Here is a 15705-nt window from a genome sequence, read left to right as displayed (position 1 = left end):
AGGCAGGCTGTTATCCCTTATCCCATCGCATTTCCCAGGTTAAAAATGGGCAGATACATAGCGATCACCAGCGCGCCTACCAAAACGCCGGTTATCACCATCATCAGCGGCTCAGTAGCGGCAGCCAGATTATCGGCCAGGTCGTTTGTCATCTCTTCATGCATATTGCCCAGACGGGCCAGCATGTTGTCGAGGGAGCCGGACTCCTCACCCACCTTAATCAGCTGATAGCAAAGCGGGTTAAAGAGCGGGTGCTGCTTCAGCGCCTGATGGAGAGGATGACCGGAAGCAATATGCCGTTGAAGCTGCTGAATAGCTTCCCGCCACAGCAGAGGAACCAGCGTTTTCTCCACCGCCTGTAGCCCCTGTAACAACGTCAGTCCGGCCTGCTGCGTTAGCGCCAGAGTCATAAATATCCGGCTGAGCAGCCCACCCTGATAAAGTTTGCCCATCAACGGTAAACCCAGCAGCCAGCGCTGTTCTCTCCTTTGCCAGCCCGACGAGCGTTGGGTTTGCCAGCGCCAGCCGAACCCCAAAATGCCTGCGGCAATCAGAAGCGTCAGGCCGTATTCCTGTAGCCATTCGGCAAGCGCCACCACGCCAGCCGTGAAGGCAGGAAGAGGAGCGTCAAACGCCTGATAGACGGATATAAATTCAGGCAGGACAAAGACCAGCATCCCCACGCTGACCATCAGGGCCAACAGCAGAATAAAAAGAGGGTAGCGCAGGGCCTTAGCGACCTTCTTTTGCAGCCGCTGCTGACGCTCCTGCTGGCTGGCCAACTGCTGACAGCACGTTTCGATGCGCCCGGTCACTTCGCCAACGGACATCAGGGCTGGGAAAAGTGGAGGAAACACCTCCGGCCACATAGCCAGCGCCGTGGAGAACGGGATGCCTTCCGCGACGCTTGTTTGTAGCTGGCTTAACAGCGCCTGCCAGCCGGGATGTTGATGCTCTTCCCCCAGCAGATGCAGGCTGGCCGAGAGCGTCAGCCCAGCTTTAAGTAGGGTCGCCAGCTGGCGAAAGAGGGCAATTTTCTGCTGCCACTGCCACTCTTTTGCGCGATAGCGCTTGCCGGAGGAGAGCGTTAGCGGCGTTAGCCCTTTTGCCAACATCCTCTCCATAACCTCCTGCTGGTTGTGGCAAAAGAAGGCGCCCTGAACCATCGCCCCACTCTTATCCATCGCCTGCCAGCGAAACAGCAATGCGTTAGCCATCGCCGCTCCCTGTGATGCGGTTCAGCTCCTCCAGCGTGGTGTCGCCACGATTAACGCAGTGCAGTCCCTCAACAAACAAAGAGTTCCTTCCCTGCTGACGGGCAATCTCCGCAAGCTGCTCAGCTGAGCCGTTGGCGGCAATGGCGTTTTGCAGCGGAGCGGTTATCGGGAGCATTTCAAACAGTGCCAGCCGACCATAGAAGCCAGAGTAGCAACGTTCACAGCCGGGGGCCTGCCAGTTCTGTACCGTGCCGGGCCAGATGGCCGGTGGAAAGTGGGCCACCGCCTCACTCTGCTGGCGACACCAGGGGCAAAGGCGGCGAACTAACCGCTGGGCGATAATCAGCTTCAGCGCCGAAGCCAGCAGATACCCCGGAATGCCAATCTGGCCCATCCGCGTTAGCGTCTCGGTGGTGGAATTGGTGTGCAGCGTCGACAGGACCAGGTGACCCGTTTGTGCCGCTTTCACTGCGGTTTCAGCTGTCTCCCGGTCGCGGATCTCTCCAAGCATGATCACATCCGGGTCCTGGCGCAGCAAAGCCCGCAGCACGAGGTTAAAATCCAGACCTGCTTTAGGATGGATTTGGGTCTGGTTAACGCCGGGGAGCGGGATCTCAATAGGATCTTCCACGCTGCACAAGTTGCGGTGCGGAGAATTCAACGAACTCAGTCCGCTATAAAGCGTGAGCGTTTTTCCGCTGCCAGTTGGGCCGGTGACCAGGATTAGCCCCTGCGGGCGGGCGAGTGCCTGACGGTATATTTTCAATGCTGCCGGGGGCATCCCCAGCGTCTCCAGCGCGACCGCCTGCGGTTCGCTTTGCAGCAGCCGGAGGACGGCCTTCTCGCCGTAGTGCGTCGGCAGCGTGGCCAGGCGAAACGAGGCCATCTTGCCGCCAAGCTCTACCGTAAATTGCCCGTCCTGTGGGATACGCCGCTCGGTAATGTCCAGGTTCGCCAATATTTTTAGTCTGGCAAGCAGGGCCGCCGCGTTATCTTTTTCGCTGCCAGGGACGTTTTGCAGGACGCCGTCAATACGTAAGCGCACGCGCAGTGAAGTAGACTGAGGTTCGATATGAATGTCGGAAGCCCTTAGCTGTACGGCCAGCTGGAGCAGATGCTGGATTTTCTCTGGTGCAGCATCGCTCCCTCCTGCCCCCGGCGATGGTTGTGGATCAACGGCTGAGGGCTGCTGGCGAAACTGCTCAAGCTGCGCCTGAGGCCAGCACTCCACCTCAATGGCGCCCTGTGTGGCGAAGCGGAGCGCCTCCATCAGCCCATCTTCCGGCGTGTTCGCCATCGCCAGCCGCAGCTGACGCGGCGTAAAATCCAGGATCACCGCCTGGTGACGAAGACACAGGGCCTCAACGGCCTTGCGGGTGGAATGAGCGATCACTCTGCCACCTCGCTGGTATCCTCATCGAAGCGGAAGACGTTTTCACAGGCTGCCTTCAGGTTTGCCTGGCTACTGGTGCAGCTTCGCTGCCAGCTGATTTGCCCCTGTGCGGTCTCCCAGACGGGGCGCATTGCGACGCTAAGCCCGCTCAGGCTCTCCTGTCCAACCAGAGAAATAACCCCCGCGCTGATGCCTACCGAAGCGACGTAGCGAGAGCCTTTGCCCGCCGGAATACCGTTGCTGCCTTCACTACAGTTGCCGGTTCCTCCCCGCTCAATGGCGCAAAGATCGACGGCCGTTTTATAGGGCAGAGCGGTTTGCAGCATATCGGTCAGCGCGGCTTTTTGCAGGTAGCTCTGATACGCGGGCAGGCCAATGGCGCTTTAAATGGCAATAATGGCGATGACAATCATCAGCTCAATCAGGGTAAATCCTTGTTGATGTTTCATAGCTAACCTCCATGTGGTTGAGAGGCTGGCAAGATAACGCGGCGACATTCAGCCAGCCAGCGACAAAAAAGTCAGGCGCGGGGCCGGTCGTAATGAAGTTTCACCTGTTGCAGTAGCCAGCAAATTAACGGCAAGCTGGCTCGCAGATTGAGCGGTAAATAACGGCACGCCACTGCAGCAGCGATGGCGTGGAGGAAGAAGGGAATTATTTGAAACGCATTGAGAGGTCTAAGGCGCGAATATGCTTGGTCAGCGCGCCGACGGAAATGTAGTCGACGCCGGTTTCGGCAAAGGTCCGCAGCGTTTCATCGGTGACGTTACCGGAGACTTCAAGCAGCGCGCGGCCGTCGGTTTGCTTCACGGCTTCACGCATCTGCCCGACCGAGAAGTTATCGAGCATCACAATGTCTGCCCCGGCAGCCAGCGCCTGTTCCAGTTCATCCAGTGACTCAACCTCCACTTCAACCGGTACGTCCGGATGCAGCCAGAAGGCTTTTTCGATCGCTTCGCGAATCGAGCCGGTAGCGATAATGTGATTTTCTTTGATCAGGAAAGCATCGGAAAGCCCAAGGCGGTGATTAGCTCCGCCGCCGCAAAGCACCGCGTATTTCAGCGCCGTTCTCATTCCCGGCAACGTTTTACGGGTATCCAGCAGCTGGGTACGCGTGCCTTTGAGCAGCGCTACGTAACGGCTGACTTCCGTTGCCACGCCAGAAAGCGTTTGCACAAAGTTCAGCGCGGTGCGTTCGGCGGTGAGGATCAGGGCTGAAGGGCCGGTAATTTCAAACAGAGTCTGGTCAGCTGCGATTGTGTCGCCGTCGTCAACGTGCCAGATAATCTGGGTTTTGTTGCCGAGCTGAATAAAGACTTCTTCCACCCAGCGCTTGCCGCAAAAAATTCCCGGTTCCCGGGTAATCACCACGGCATGGGAAGTGGCATCGGCTGGCAGCAGGCTGGCGGTGATATCATTGCAGGGATCGATTTCCCCCCCTAAATCTTCCCGCAGGGCCTGAGCCACGCTGGGGGGAATATCGTCCTCAATACGCTCCAGCAGCAGCGCGCGGCGGCTGTCCGGATCGTAGCGGCGGGTAGTCATGATCGAACTCCGAAAGGTCGGATAGAGAGTTCAACCATGCTAGCCTGTTTAACGGCGCCTTGCCAGCCACTGCCGCGTCGTGCCGCCATACATCAGATCGGCGAGACCTGAGCGCTGAACCTGACCACCAGAAGTTTGGTTTTCCAAAAATGATTCATGCTACTCTGATGATATTGTTAAAAAAGGAGAGCAGGGTATGCAGCTGCAAGCGGGCTGGCTCCAGGGGGTGAAGCAGGTTCCTTCACCGCATTTCAACGAGCGTCCGGATCACGAAATGCCATCGCTGTTGGTGATCCATAACATCAGTCTGCCGCCTGGCGAGTTTGGCGGTCCCTGGATTGATGCGCTGTTCACTGGAAATTTAGATCCCGAGGCGCATCCCTATTTTGCGGATATCGCCCAGCTGCGGGTGTCGGCTCACTGCCTGATCCGCCGTGATGGCGAGATCGTGCAGTACGTGCCTTTCGATCTTCGGGCCTGGCATGCTGGCGTGTCTTGCTATCAGGGGCGCGAAGCCTGCAACGATTTTTCTATCGGTATTGAGCTGGAAGGAACGGATATTTTGCCCTATACCGATGCGCAGTATCAGGCTTTGCAGGCGCTAACTAAGCTGCTTATCGCGCATTATCCGGCTATAGCGAACCACATTACCGGGCACAGCGATATTGCCCCATTGCGCAAAACCGATCCCGGACCGGCTTTTGACTGGATAAGGTTTAGGGATGCGCTGGATGCCCCCTCTGCGGCCCCTTTAAAGGAGTAACAGGCATGACGCTTTTTAGTTTGCTGTTGGTTCTGGGCTGGGAGCGCCTGTTTAAAATGGGCGAACACTGGCAGTTGGATCACCTGCTGACGCCACTGTTTCGCGGAAGACATAAATTCTCACTGCTGCGTACCCTGCTGATGACGCTGGTGGCGATGGCGATCGTTTTTGTCTGCCTGCTGGCGCTGAAAGGGCTGTTCTTTGGCGTGCTTAAGCTGCTGTTCTGGATTGTGGTCGGGCTACTTTGCATTGGCGCCGGTTCGGTCCGGCTGCACTATCACGCCTATCTGAAAGCGGCGAGCCACAACGATGTGGATGCGCATAAGGCGATGGCGGAAGAGCTGACGCTGATCCACGGCATCCCGGTCGATTGTGATGAACGCGAATATCTTCGCGAGCTGCAAAATGCGCTGCTGTGGATCAATTTTCGCTTCTATCTGGCGCCGCTGTTCTGGTTTGTGGTGGGCGGCCCATGGGGGCCGGTGCTGCTGGTGGGTTACGCTTCTCTCCGCGCGTGGCAGTCGTGGATGGCGCGCCATCACTCGCCGGTTGAGCGTTCGCAGTCCGGCGTTGATGCCATTCTGCATGTGGTGGACTGGATACCTGTTCGCCTGGCCGGTGCGGCCTATGCGCTGCTGGGGCACGGCGAGCGGGCGCTGCCGGCCTGGTTTGCTTCGCTTGGCGATCGCCATACTTCACAATATCAGGTGCTGACCCGCCTGGCACAATTCTCGCTGGCCCGCGATCCGCACACCGATAAAGTTGAAACGCCTCGCGTGGCCGTAGCGCTGGCGAAGAAAGTTTCACTGGTATTGGTGGTGGTGGTGGCGCTGCTAACGATTTACGGCACGCTGGTCTGAGTGCCTGGGGGGGGGAGGGAAGCCAGATTCTGGCCTCCCTTACGCGTTACAGCTAAGTGGATAGAAGAACAGGGCGGCAGGTGCCGCCCTGTTGCGATCAGGCTTTCTGCGTCCGTAATTTTAGCAGGTAGCCAATGCCCAGAACGGCAATCCATACCGGGATCAGCCATACGGAAATCGCCATGCCCGGCGTCATAGCCATGATCGCCAGGATACCGGCCAGGAACAGCAGGCAGATCCAGTTACCCAGCGGGTACAGCAGCGCTTTAAAGCGGGTCTCCACGCCCTGCTGATCTTTTTTGCGGCGGAACTTCAGGTGGGCCAGGCTGATCATCGCCCAGTTGATCACCAGCGCCGAAACCACCAGCGCCATCAGCAGGCCAAAGGCCTCGCCAGGCATCAGATAGTTGATCAGTACGCAGATCGCCGTCGCCGCTGCGGAAACCGCAATGGCAATCACCGGTACGCCGCGGGTATCCACCTTCAGCAACGCTTTCGGGCCGTTACCCTGCTGCGCCAGGCCGAACAGCATCCGGCTGTTACAGTAAACGCAGCTGTTATAGACCGACAGCGCCGCCGTCAGGATCACCACGTTGAGCGCATTAGCCACCAGGCTGTCGCCAAGGTCGTGGAAAATCATCACGAACGGACTGGCGCCGCCAATCACTTTAGTCCACGGATAAAGCGAGAGCAGCACGCTCAGCGAACCGATATAGAAAATCAGGATGCGGTACAGCACCTGGTTGGTCGCTTTGGGAATACTTTGTTCAGGGTTGTCGGCCTCAGCAGCGGTGATCCCCACCAGCTCAAGGCCGCCAAAGGAGAACATGATGACCGCCATCGCCATCACCAGGCCGGAGATGCCGTTCGGGAAAAAGCCGCCCCGATCCCAAAGGTTAGAGACTTTCGCCTCCGGGCCAGCGTGGCCGCCAAACAGCAGCCAGCCACCGAACAGGATCATCCCCACTACGGCCGCGACTTTAATAATGGAGAACCAAAACTCCATCTCGCCGTAGACTTTAACGTTAGTCAGGTTGATAGCATTGATCAGTAAGAAGAACACAGCAGCCGATACCCAGGTAGGAATTTCCGGATACCAGTATTGAATGTATTTGCCGACGGCGGTCAGCTCAGCCATCGCCACCAAAACATACAGAATCCAGTAGTTCCAGCCGGAGGCGAAGCCGGCAAAGTTGCCCCAGTATTTGTAGGCGAAGTGACTGAATGAACCGGCGACCGGCTCTTCCACCACCATCTCACCGAGCTGACGCATAATCAGAAAGGCGATAAATCCGCCGATAGCATAACCCAGAAGTACCGACGGACCCGCCATACGGATAGTATCGGCGATACCCAGAAACAGGCCGGTACCCACGGCACCTCCCAACGCGATCAGCTGAATATGGCGGTTCTTTAAACCCCTCTTCAGCGTTTCGCCCTGCTGTTGTTCCATAATAAACCTCATGATGTCGTTATTATTCTTACCAAAGGGCCGCCCTCTGTAAGTTCGTTTTTCCAGGTAACGTATTGAAAGATTTACAGTGCCAGAGACACGAAAAAGAGGCTCATGCTACCTTTGCGACAAGAATAGTGATAAGCGGTCGCCATTGCACTCGCTTTCTCTTTTTGTGCGGCAGAACGCCTAAAATTTCCCCGCCCGGTCACAATTCATGTTTATGTCATCAACACCGTTAGAATAGAGATAACCTGGCTTCAGGCTTAGCCACTTTTTTGCCCACAACTGCTTGCAGGCTTTCAGGAAAGTTAAAAAAATTAACATTTAGCGAGGTGCTTTTCTGCCGATTTTTTAGCGGTTAACCCTTTATAGGTAAAAGAGACTTGGGTCCGAATTCGGTCGGTTGCCATATGGACATGGGGTGAATACTTTGTTACTTTACGGGCACCTTTTTGCAATTGGTATTACCAATTTACTTCGGCAAGGCAGAAGAAGGGATGATGGCCTACAGCAAAATCCGCCAACCAAAGCTATCCGATGCTATCGAGCAGCAGCTCGAGTCCCTGATTATGGAAGGGACCCTGCGTCCGGGTGAAAAGCTGCTCCCAGAACGCGAGCTTGCTAAACAGTTCGATGTCTCCCGTCCTTCCCTGCGTGAAGCTATCCAGCGTCTGGAAGCCAAAGGTCTGTTGCTGCGCCGTCAGGGCGGCGGCACCTTCGTGCAAACCAGCCTGTGGCAAAGCCTCAGCGATCCGCTGGTTGAACTGCTTGCCGGTCATCCTGAATCCCAGTTTGATCTGTTGGAAACCCGCCACGCCCTGGAAGGGATCGCGGCTTACTACGCCGCGCTGCGCGGCACCGACGACGATATTGAACGTATTCGCCACTGCCATCTGCAGATTCAGACCGCTCAGGACAATGGCGATTTGGACGCGGAAGCGGATGCGGTGATGCAGTACCAGATCGCCGTCACAGAGGCCGCGCATAATGTGGTGCTGCTGCATTTGCTCCGCTGTATGGGGCCAATGCTCGAACAGAACGTACGACAGAACTTTGAATTGCTCTACTCGCGCCGCGAAATGCTGGCGAAAGTGAGCGGTCACCGCGCCAGTATTTTTCAGGCGATTGTGGCACGCGAACCCGAACAGGCCCGCGAAGCCTCACACCGTCACCTGGCGTTTATTGAGGAAATATTGCTGGACAGAAGTCGCGAGCAGAGTCGCCGAGAGCGCTCCTTACGACGATTACAGCAACGTAAGGACTAACGCGTAAGCATAACGCGAAACCAGCCCAGCTCAGGCCTGGGTATTAACGATGAGCCTGTCTCACTGTGTCTGGACATTACGCCGGGTATAGCGGGACAGGCTCCAGACAATTCAACGTATTAGACACAGATAAGGAATACCCCCATGTCAGAACGTTTACACAATGACGTGGATCCGATCGAAACTCGCGACTGGCTACAGGCGATCGAATCGGTCATCCGTGAAGAAGGTGTTGAGCGCGCGCAGTTCCTGATCGACCAGGTAATGAGCGAAGCACGTAAAGGTGGTGTGAAGGTTGCGGCAGGTATCAGCGCCCGCAACTACATCAACTCTATTGCCGTTGAAGACGAGCCGGACTACCCGGGTAATACTTCTCTCGAACGCCGTATTCGTTCCGCGATCCGCTGGAACGCTATCATGGCCGTTCTGCGTGCATCGAAGAAAGATCTGGAGCTGGGTGGCCACATGTCCTCCTTCCAGTCCTCCGCCACCATTTATGAAGTGTGCTTTAACCACTTCTTCCGTGCGCGTAGCGAAAAAGACGGCGGCGATCTGGTGTACTTTCAGGGCCACATCTCCCCTGGCGTGTATGCTCGTGCCTTCCTTGAAGGCCGCCTGACCGAAGAGCAGATGAACAACTTCCGTCAGGAAGTGCACGGTAAGGGTCTCTCTTCCTATCCGCACCCTAAACTGATGCCTGAGTTCTGGCAGTTCCCGACCGTCTCTATGGGCCTTGGCCCTATCGGCGCGATCTACCAGGCTAAATTCCTGAAATACCTTGAGCACCGTGGTCTGAAAGACACCGCGGCGCAGACCGTTTATGCCTTCCTGGGCGACGGTGAGATGGATGAGCCAGAATCCAAAGGGGCGATCACTATCGCCACCCGTGAGAAGCTTGACAACCTGGTCTTCATCATCAACTGTAACCTCCAGCGCCTCGATGGCCCGGTCACCGGTAACGGCAAAATCATCAACGAGCTGGACGGCATCTTTGCCGGTGCCGGTTGGGAAGTGATCAAAGTTATCTGGGGCGGACGTTGGGATGAGCTGCTGCGTAAAGACACCAGCGGCAAGCTGGTGCAGCTGATGAACGAAACCGTTGACGGTGACTACCAGACCTTCAAATCCCGTGACGGCGCCTACGTGCGTGAACACTTCTTTGGTAAATACCCGGAGACCGCCGCGCTGGTTAAAGACATGAGCGACGACGAGATCTGGTCTCTGAACCGTGGCGGTCACGATCCGAAGAAAGTCTACGCGGCGCTGAAAAAAGCGCAGGATACCAAAGGAAAACCGGTGGTTATCCTCGCCCACACCATCAAAGGCTATGGCATGGGTGAAACCGCTGAGGGCAAAAACATTGCTCACCAGGTGAAGAAAATGAACATGGATGGCGTTCGCTACATCCGTGATCGTTTCAACGTGCCGGTTGACGATGCCAACATCGAAAAACTGCCGTACGTGACCTTCGATAAAGAGTCTGAAGAGTACAAATATCTGCACGGCCAGCGTGAGAAGCTGGGTGGCTACCTGCCAACCCGCCAGCCTACCTTCAGCGAAAAGCTAACCATGCCCGCGCTGGAAGACTTCCGTCAGCTGCTGGACGAGCAGAATAAAGAGATTTCCACCACTATCGCCTTCGTGCGTGCCCTGAATGTGATGCTGAAGAACCCGTCGATCAAAGATCGTCTGGTGCCGATCATCGCCGATGAAGCGCGTACCTTCGGTATGGAAGGTCTGTTCCGTCAAATCGGTATCTACAGCCCGAACGGTCAGCAGTATACCCCGCAGGACCGCGAGCAGGTTGCCTACTACAAAGAAGACGAGAAGGGCCAGATTCTGCAGGAAGGGATCAACGAACTGGGCGCAGGCGCATCATGGCTGGCGGCGGCAACGTCTTACAGCACCAATAACCTGCCGATGATTCCGTTCTACATCTACTACTCTATGTTTGGTTTCCAGCGTATTGGCGATCTGTGCTGGGCAGCAGGCGATCAGCAGGCTCGCGGCTTCCTGGTCGGCGGAACCTCCGGTCGTACTACCCTGAACGGCGAAGGCTTACAGCACGAAGATGGTCACAGCCACATTCAGTCGCTGACTATCCCGAACTGTATCTCTTACGATCCGGCATATGCCTACGAAGTGGCGGTCATCATGCATGACGGTCTGGTGCGCATGTACGGCGACGCGCAGGAAAATATCTACTACTACATCACCACGCTGAACGAAAACTACCACATGCCTGCGATGCCGCAGGGTGCGGAAGAGGGGATTCGTAAGGGGATCTACAAGCTGGAAACGCTTGAAGGCAGCAAGGGCAAAGTTCAGCTGCTGGGCTCCGGTTCGATCCTGCGTCATGTGCGTGAAGCGGCGCAGATTCTGGCGAAAGACTACGGCGTGGGCTCTGACGTTTACAGCGTGACCTCGTTCACCGAGCTGGCTCGTGATGGTCAGGACTGCGAGCGCTGGAACATGCTGCACCCAACGGAAGCGCCACGCGTGCCGTACGTTGCGCAGATCATGAGCGATGCGCCGGCCGTAGCCTCAACTGACTACATGAAACTGTTTGCCGAGCAGATCCGCACCTTCATGCCTGCGAGCGACTATCGCGTGCTGGGCACCGACGGTTTCGGACGCTCCGACAGCCGTGAAAATCTGCGTCACCACTTCGAAGTGGATGCGTCTTACGTAGTGGTTGCGGCACTGGGTGAACTGGCTAAACGCGGTGAAATCGATAAGAAAGTGGTGGCGGAAGCCATCAGCAAATTCAATATTGATGCCGATAAAGTCAACCCGCGTCTGGCATAAGAGGTAAAGATTAATGGCTATCGAAATTAACGTACCGGATATCGGTGCAGACGAAGTGGAAGTCACCGAGATTATGGTCAAGGTGGGTGACAAGGTAGACGTTGAGCAGTCGCTGATCACCGTGGAGGGCGATAAGGCCTCTATGGAAGTGCCTTCTCCTCAGGCTGGCGTAGTGAAAGAGATTAAAATCTCTGTCGGCGACAAAGTAGAAACCGGCAAGCTGATCATGATCTTTGAAGCGGCTGAAGGGGCAGCAGAAGCGGCTCCGGCTAAGGTGGAAGAGAAGAAAGAAGAAGCGAAACCGGCGGCGCCTGCAACCGCAGAAAGCAAAGACGTCAACGTCCCGGATATCGGCGGCGATGAAGTTGAAGTGACCGAGGTTCTGGTCAAAGTCGGCGACAAGGTAGAAGCCGAGCAGTCGCTGATCGTCGTTGAGGGCGATAAAGCCTCAATGGAAGTGCCAGCGCCTTTCGCCGGGACAGTGAAAGAGATCAAAATCAACACGGGTGACAAAGTCAGCACCGGCTCGATGATTATGGTCTTTGAAACGGCTGGTTCTGGCTCGGCTCCGGCTGAAGCGAAGCCAGAAGTGAAAGAAGAAGCGGCTGCCGCCCCAGCCGCAGCTGGCGGCGTGAAGGATGTTGCCGTGCCGGATATCGGCGGCGACGAAGTTGAAGTCACTGAAATCATGGTGAAAGTAGGGGATAAAGTGACTGCCGAGCAGTCGCTGATCACCGTTGAGGGCGACAAAGCCTCAATGGAAGTCCCTGCGCCGTTCGCGGGCACGGTGAAAGAGATCAAAATCAGCACCGGCGATAAAGTCAGTACTGGCTCAATGATCATGGTCTTTGAAGTGGAAGGCACAGCGCCAGCCGCCGCACCGGCAGCGAAAAAAGAACAGGCCGCCCCGGCTAAGCAGGAGGCGAAAGCCGCGCCTGCGCCAGCCAAAGCCGAAGCGAAAGGCGAGTTTGCCGAGAACGATGCCTACGTCCATGCGACGCCGGTTATCCGCCGCCTGGCCCGTGAGTTTGGCGTGAATCTGTCGAAGGTCAAAGGGACCGGCCGTAAAGGTCGTATTCTGAAAGAAGACGTTCAGTCTTACGTTAAGGATGCGGTGAAACGTGCCGAGGCCGCCCCTGCTGCCGCTGCGAGTGGCGGAATTCCGGGTATGCTGCCGTGGCCGAAAGTGGACTTCAGCAAGTTCGGTGAGATTGAAGAAGTCGAGCTGGGCCGCATCCAGAAAATTTCTGGCGCTAACCTGAGCCGTAACTGGATCGTGATCCCTCACGTTACCCAGCACGACAAGGCCGACATTACCGAAGTGGAAAACTTCCGTAAGCAGCAGAACGATGAAGCGGCGAAAAAGAAACTGGATCTGAAGATCACCCCGCTGGTGTTCATCATGAAGGCGGCAGCCAAAGCGCTGGAAGAGTTCCCACGTTTCAACAGCTCTCTGTCTGAAGACGGCCAGAAGCTGACGCTGAAGAAATACATCAATATCGGCGTGGCGGTTGATACGCCAAACGGTCTGGTGGTTCCGGTGTTCAAAGACGTTAACAAGAAAGGTATTGTTGAGCTGTCTAATGAGCTGTCGGTGATTTCTAAAAAGGCGCGCGACGGCAAGCTGACCGCCAGCGATATGCAGGGCGGCTGCTTCACCATCTCCAGCCTTGGCGGCATCGGCGGAACCTCGTTCACCCCGATCGTCAACGCGCCGGAAGTGGCAATCCTCGGCGTGTCTAAATCGTCGATGGAACCGGTGTGGAATGGTAAAGAGTTCGTTCCTCGCCTGATGCTGCCACTGTCGCTCTCCTTCGATCACCGGGTGATCGATGGCGCAGCCGGTGCCCGCTTCGCTGCTTACATCGCTACCATCATGGCGGATATCCGCCGACTGGTGATGTAATCAGTTACAAGGCCGGCTTTTGCCGGCCTTCTCATAGCCGACTTTCGATGTCTGAGTCGACAAGGTAGTTGAAAACGTTTTGTATCAAGCGGTTTGCAGTCCGTTAACAATTCTGTAAACTCTTGCGGTGAAAACGTACCGGTGGATGAATGAATATCCCAGCGGTTAACTAAGAGGTCATGATGAGTACAGAAATTAAAACTCAGGTCGTGGTACTTGGGGCAGGTCCTGCAGGCTACTCTGCAGCCTTCCGCGCAGCCGATTTAGGTCTGGAGACCGTTATCGTTGAGCGTTTCAGCACCCTGGGCGGGGTTTGTCTGAACGTGGGCTGTATCCCTTCTAAAGCGCTGCTGCACGTCGCGAAAGTGATTGAAGAAGCCAAAGCGCTGGAACAGCACGGTATCGTGTTTGGTAAGCCAGAGACCGATATCAACAAGATTCGTACCTGGAAAGAGAAAGTCATTACTCAGCTGACCGGTGGTCTGGCGGGGATGGCGAAAGGCCGCAAAGTGAAAGTGGTCACCGGTCTGGGTAAATTCACCGGCGCTAACACGCTGGTGGTTGAAGGGGAGAATGGGGCAACGACCATCACCTTCGACAACGCTATTATTGCTGCCGGCTCTCGTCCGATTCAGCTGCCGTTTATTCCGCATGAAGATCCTCGCGTGTGGGACTCTACCGATGCGCTGGAGCTGAAAGAAGTGCCAGAGCGCCTGCTGGTTATGGGTGGCGGCATCATCGGTCTGGAAATGGGCACCGTTTACCACGCGCTGGGTTCGCAGATTGACGTGGTTGAAATGTTCGATCAGGTTATCCCTGCTGCCGATAAAGACGTGGTGAAAGTCTTTACTAAACGCATCAGCAAGCAGTTCAACCTGATGCTGGAAACCAAAGTGACCGCCGTTGAAGCAAAAGACGATGGCATCTACGTGACGATGGAAGGCAAAAAAGCGCCTGCCGAGCCGCAGCGTTATGACGCGGTGCTGGTCGCGATTGGTCGCGTGCCGAACGGTAAAGGTCTGGATGCCGGTCAGGCTGGCGTGGAAGTGGATGACCGTGGCTTTATCCGCGTCGACAAGCAGATGCGCACTAACGTTCCGCACATCTACGCTATCGGCGATATCGTTGGTCAGCCGATGCTGGCGCACAAAGGCGTGCACGAAGGCCATGTGGCAGCAGAAGTGATCTCCGGTAAGAAACACTACTTCGACCCGAAAGTGATCCCATCGATTGCTTACACCGAGCCAGAAGTGGCCTGGGTTGGCTTGACCGAGAAAGAAGCGAAAGAGAAGGGCATCAGCTACGAGACGGCGACCTTCCCATGGGCGGCTTCCGGTCGCGCTATTGCTTCCGACTGTGCCGACGGCATGACCAAGCTGATTTTCGACAAAGAGTCTCACCGCGTGATCGGTGGAGCGATTGTCGGCACCAACGGCGGCGAGCTGCTGGGTGAAATCGGCCTGGCTATCGAAATGGGTTGTGATGCCGAAGATATCGCGCTGACCATCCATGCGCACCCGACGCTGCATGAGTCTGTAGGCCTGGCTGCCGAGATGTTTGAAGGCAGCATTACCGACCTGCCAAACCCGAAAGCGAAGAAAAAGTAAGTTGCTTTGCTGATAAGAAAGCTCCCGATATGGGAGCTTTTTTTTGGGGCGTTTTTAACGTTCGGTGGGGGAGCAGACCTGCTCCCGATTGATTAACAAATTAAAAAAATGTGCGATACAGTGGAGCGAGTGGTACACAGACTGCGTAGCTTTTATAAAAGCTGTGTGGTTTATAGATGCTTAATACTAAAAATTCAGCAGATAATACTGATTGCGGATTACCTGCGAAGATCAGTATGAAACTTATTTTTCCTTATCACCTCATGTCGCTTCGATACGGATGTGTGTACTTTCATGCATCTTTTTAGCCCGGCCAATAAACTCGCAGCTTTCCAGGCAGATGGCCAACTGCCACATGGGCTCCGAAAATCCGATGCTGCGATAGCTTGCTTCGGACAGAAAGGCTGCGTAAGCGGTATCGCTGAGGGTCCGCAGCACGGAGCAGAGGTCTGTGCGATCGTCATCCCCGTATTTCAGACACTGTACTAGCAGCCATTGTACTAGCAGCGCACGCCGCGGCTCGTCGTCCGTCAGTATCGGGGCCAGCTCACTGAGCGCCAGCAGGTCAATAAGCAGCTCGGTCTCAAAAAGCTTTGCGTCACAATTCTCAGATGAAACTCCTGTGTTTTTTTTACAGCCTCACCAATATATCTATTACGAATAGAGTCTGTCTCGGATTCATTTTTATAGGGGGGTTAAAATTCCTTCATCGATTTTTCCCGCAATGAATCCTCCGACGATCATTTCACCCTAAATTTTAACTTTCTTACTATTAATATCAAACATTATATATGAACAGGCTCCTGTTGTTTTTTATCTTACCCCTCCTTTTATGGATGGTTTTTTAGTCTATGTTAACGGAATGATTGCCATAATCATTAGCTT

At 55.5% G+C, this 15705-nt stretch carries 10 protein-coding genes and 1 pseudogene; 6 read left to right on the top strand and 5 right to left on the bottom strand.

Annotation, left to right across the window (positions count from 1 at the left end):
- Nucleotides 1–17 precede the first annotated feature (17 nt).
- The 4 genes and pseudogenes from hofC to nadC form a co-directional block, all read right to left on the bottom strand.
- Complete coding sequence (gene hofC / locus NG99_RS21590) at nucleotides 18–1217, bottom strand: protein transport protein HofC (RefSeq protein ID WP_034897585.1); 1200 nt, start codon at nucleotides 1215–1217, stop codon at nucleotides 18–20.
- Nucleotides 1210–2607, bottom strand: coding sequence for a type II secretion system protein GspE (gspE, locus tag NG99_RS21585; protein ID WP_034897914.1), 1398 nt, complete (start codon nucleotides 2605–2607; stop codon nucleotides 1210–1212). Before gspE ends, hofC begins: the two co-directional genes overlap by 8 nt.
- Nucleotides 2607–3059 (bottom strand): annotated as a pseudogene (ppdD, locus tag NG99_RS21580) (prepilin peptidase-dependent pilin). Before ppdD ends, gspE begins: the two are co-directional and overlap by 1 nt.
- Before the next feature lie 205 nt (nucleotides 3060–3264).
- Nucleotides 3265–4155 (bottom strand): carboxylating nicotinate-nucleotide diphosphorylase, encoded by an 891-nt coding sequence (nadC, locus tag NG99_RS21575; protein WP_034897582.1) that lies wholly within the window; start codon nucleotides 4153–4155, stop codon nucleotides 3265–3267.
- A 196-nt stretch (nucleotides 4156–4351) separates the two neighbouring features.
- Between nadC and ampD the strand changes: the two genes are divergently transcribed.
- Together ampD and ampE are read left to right on the top strand one after the other, a co-directional pair.
- Nucleotides 4352–4918 (top strand): 1,6-anhydro-N-acetylmuramyl-L-alanine amidase AmpD, encoded by a 567-nt coding sequence (gene ampD / locus NG99_RS21570; protein WP_034897579.1) that lies wholly within the window; start codon nucleotides 4352–4354, stop codon nucleotides 4916–4918.
- A 5-nt stretch (nucleotides 4919–4923) separates the two neighbouring features.
- Nucleotides 4924–5778, top strand: a complete 855-nt coding sequence (gene ampE / locus NG99_RS21565; RefSeq protein WP_034897576.1) for a beta-lactamase regulator AmpE — start codon at nucleotides 4924–4926, stop codon at nucleotides 5776–5778.
- 97 nt (nucleotides 5779–5875) lie between these two features.
- On the opposite strand, the gene aroP is transcribed toward ampE, so the two are convergent.
- Entirely contained in the window at nucleotides 5876–7231 is a 1356-nt protein-coding gene (aroP, locus tag NG99_RS21560; RefSeq protein WP_034897573.1) for an aromatic amino acid transporter AroP, read from the bottom strand.
- 503 nt (nucleotides 7232–7734) lie between these two features.
- Here aroP and pdhR point away from each other — a divergent pair.
- From pdhR to lpdA, 4 genes are all read left to right on the top strand, one after another.
- Entirely contained in the window at nucleotides 7735–8499 is a 765-nt protein-coding gene (gene pdhR / locus NG99_RS21555) for a pyruvate dehydrogenase complex transcriptional repressor PdhR (RefSeq protein ID WP_034897911.1), read from the top strand.
- Nucleotides 8500–8643: 144 nt separating this feature from the next.
- The gene (gene aceE / locus NG99_RS21550; protein ID WP_034897570.1) at nucleotides 8644–11307 is read left to right on the top strand and encodes a pyruvate dehydrogenase (acetyl-transferring), homodimeric type; all 2664 of its coding nucleotides are present in this window, start codon (nucleotides 8644–8646) and stop codon (nucleotides 11305–11307) included.
- A gap of 13 nt (nucleotides 11308–11320) precedes the next feature.
- Nucleotides 11321–13213 (top strand): pyruvate dehydrogenase complex dihydrolipoyllysine-residue acetyltransferase, encoded by a 1893-nt coding sequence (gene aceF / locus NG99_RS21545; RefSeq protein ID WP_034897569.1) that lies wholly within the window; start codon nucleotides 11321–11323, stop codon nucleotides 13211–13213.
- Nucleotides 13214–13395: 182 nt separating this feature from the next.
- Nucleotides 13396–14820: a dihydrolipoyl dehydrogenase gene (lpdA, locus tag NG99_RS21540; protein ID WP_034897567.1), complete on the top strand. Its 1425-nt coding sequence runs from the start codon at nucleotides 13396–13398 to the stop codon at nucleotides 14818–14820.
- The last annotated feature ends 885 nt before the right edge of the window (nucleotides 14821–15705 follow it).

This window comes from Erwinia typographi (assembly GCF_000773975.1).
GTDB lineage: Bacteria > Pseudomonadota > Gammaproteobacteria > Enterobacterales > Enterobacteriaceae > Erwinia > Erwinia typographi.
The sequence above is the reverse complement of the archived record's forward strand: the minus strand, read 5'-3'. Positions and strand labels throughout refer to the sequence as shown.

Excerpts from the sequence above, each read along its gene's own strand:
- hofC (WP_034897585.1), bottom strand. The coding sequence starts at position 1,217 with ATGGCTAACGCATTGCTGTTTCGCTGGCAGGCGATGGATAAGAGTGGG.
- nadC (WP_034897582.1), bottom strand. The coding sequence starts at position 4,155 with ATGACTACCCGCCGCTACGATCCGGACAGCCGCCGCGCGCTGCTGCTG.
- ampD (WP_034897579.1), top strand. The coding sequence starts at position 4,352 with ATGCAGCTGCAAGCGGGCTGGCTCCAGGGGGTGAAGCAGGTTCCTTCA.
- ampE (WP_034897576.1), top strand. The coding sequence starts at position 4,924 with ATGACGCTTTTTAGTTTGCTGTTGGTTCTGGGCTGGGAGCGCCTGTTT.
- aroP (WP_034897573.1), bottom strand. The coding sequence starts at position 7,231 with ATGGAACAACAGCAGGGCGAAACGCTGAAGAGGGGTTTAAAGAACCGC.
- pdhR (WP_034897911.1), top strand. The coding sequence starts at position 7,735 with ATGGCCTACAGCAAAATCCGCCAACCAAAGCTATCCGATGCTATCGAG.
- aceE (WP_034897570.1), top strand. The coding sequence starts at position 8,644 with ATGTCAGAACGTTTACACAATGACGTGGATCCGATCGAAACTCGCGAC.
- aceF (WP_034897569.1), top strand. The coding sequence starts at position 11,321 with ATGGCTATCGAAATTAACGTACCGGATATCGGTGCAGACGAAGTGGAA.
- lpdA (WP_034897567.1), top strand. The coding sequence starts at position 13,396 with ATGAGTACAGAAATTAAAACTCAGGTCGTGGTACTTGGGGCAGGTCCT.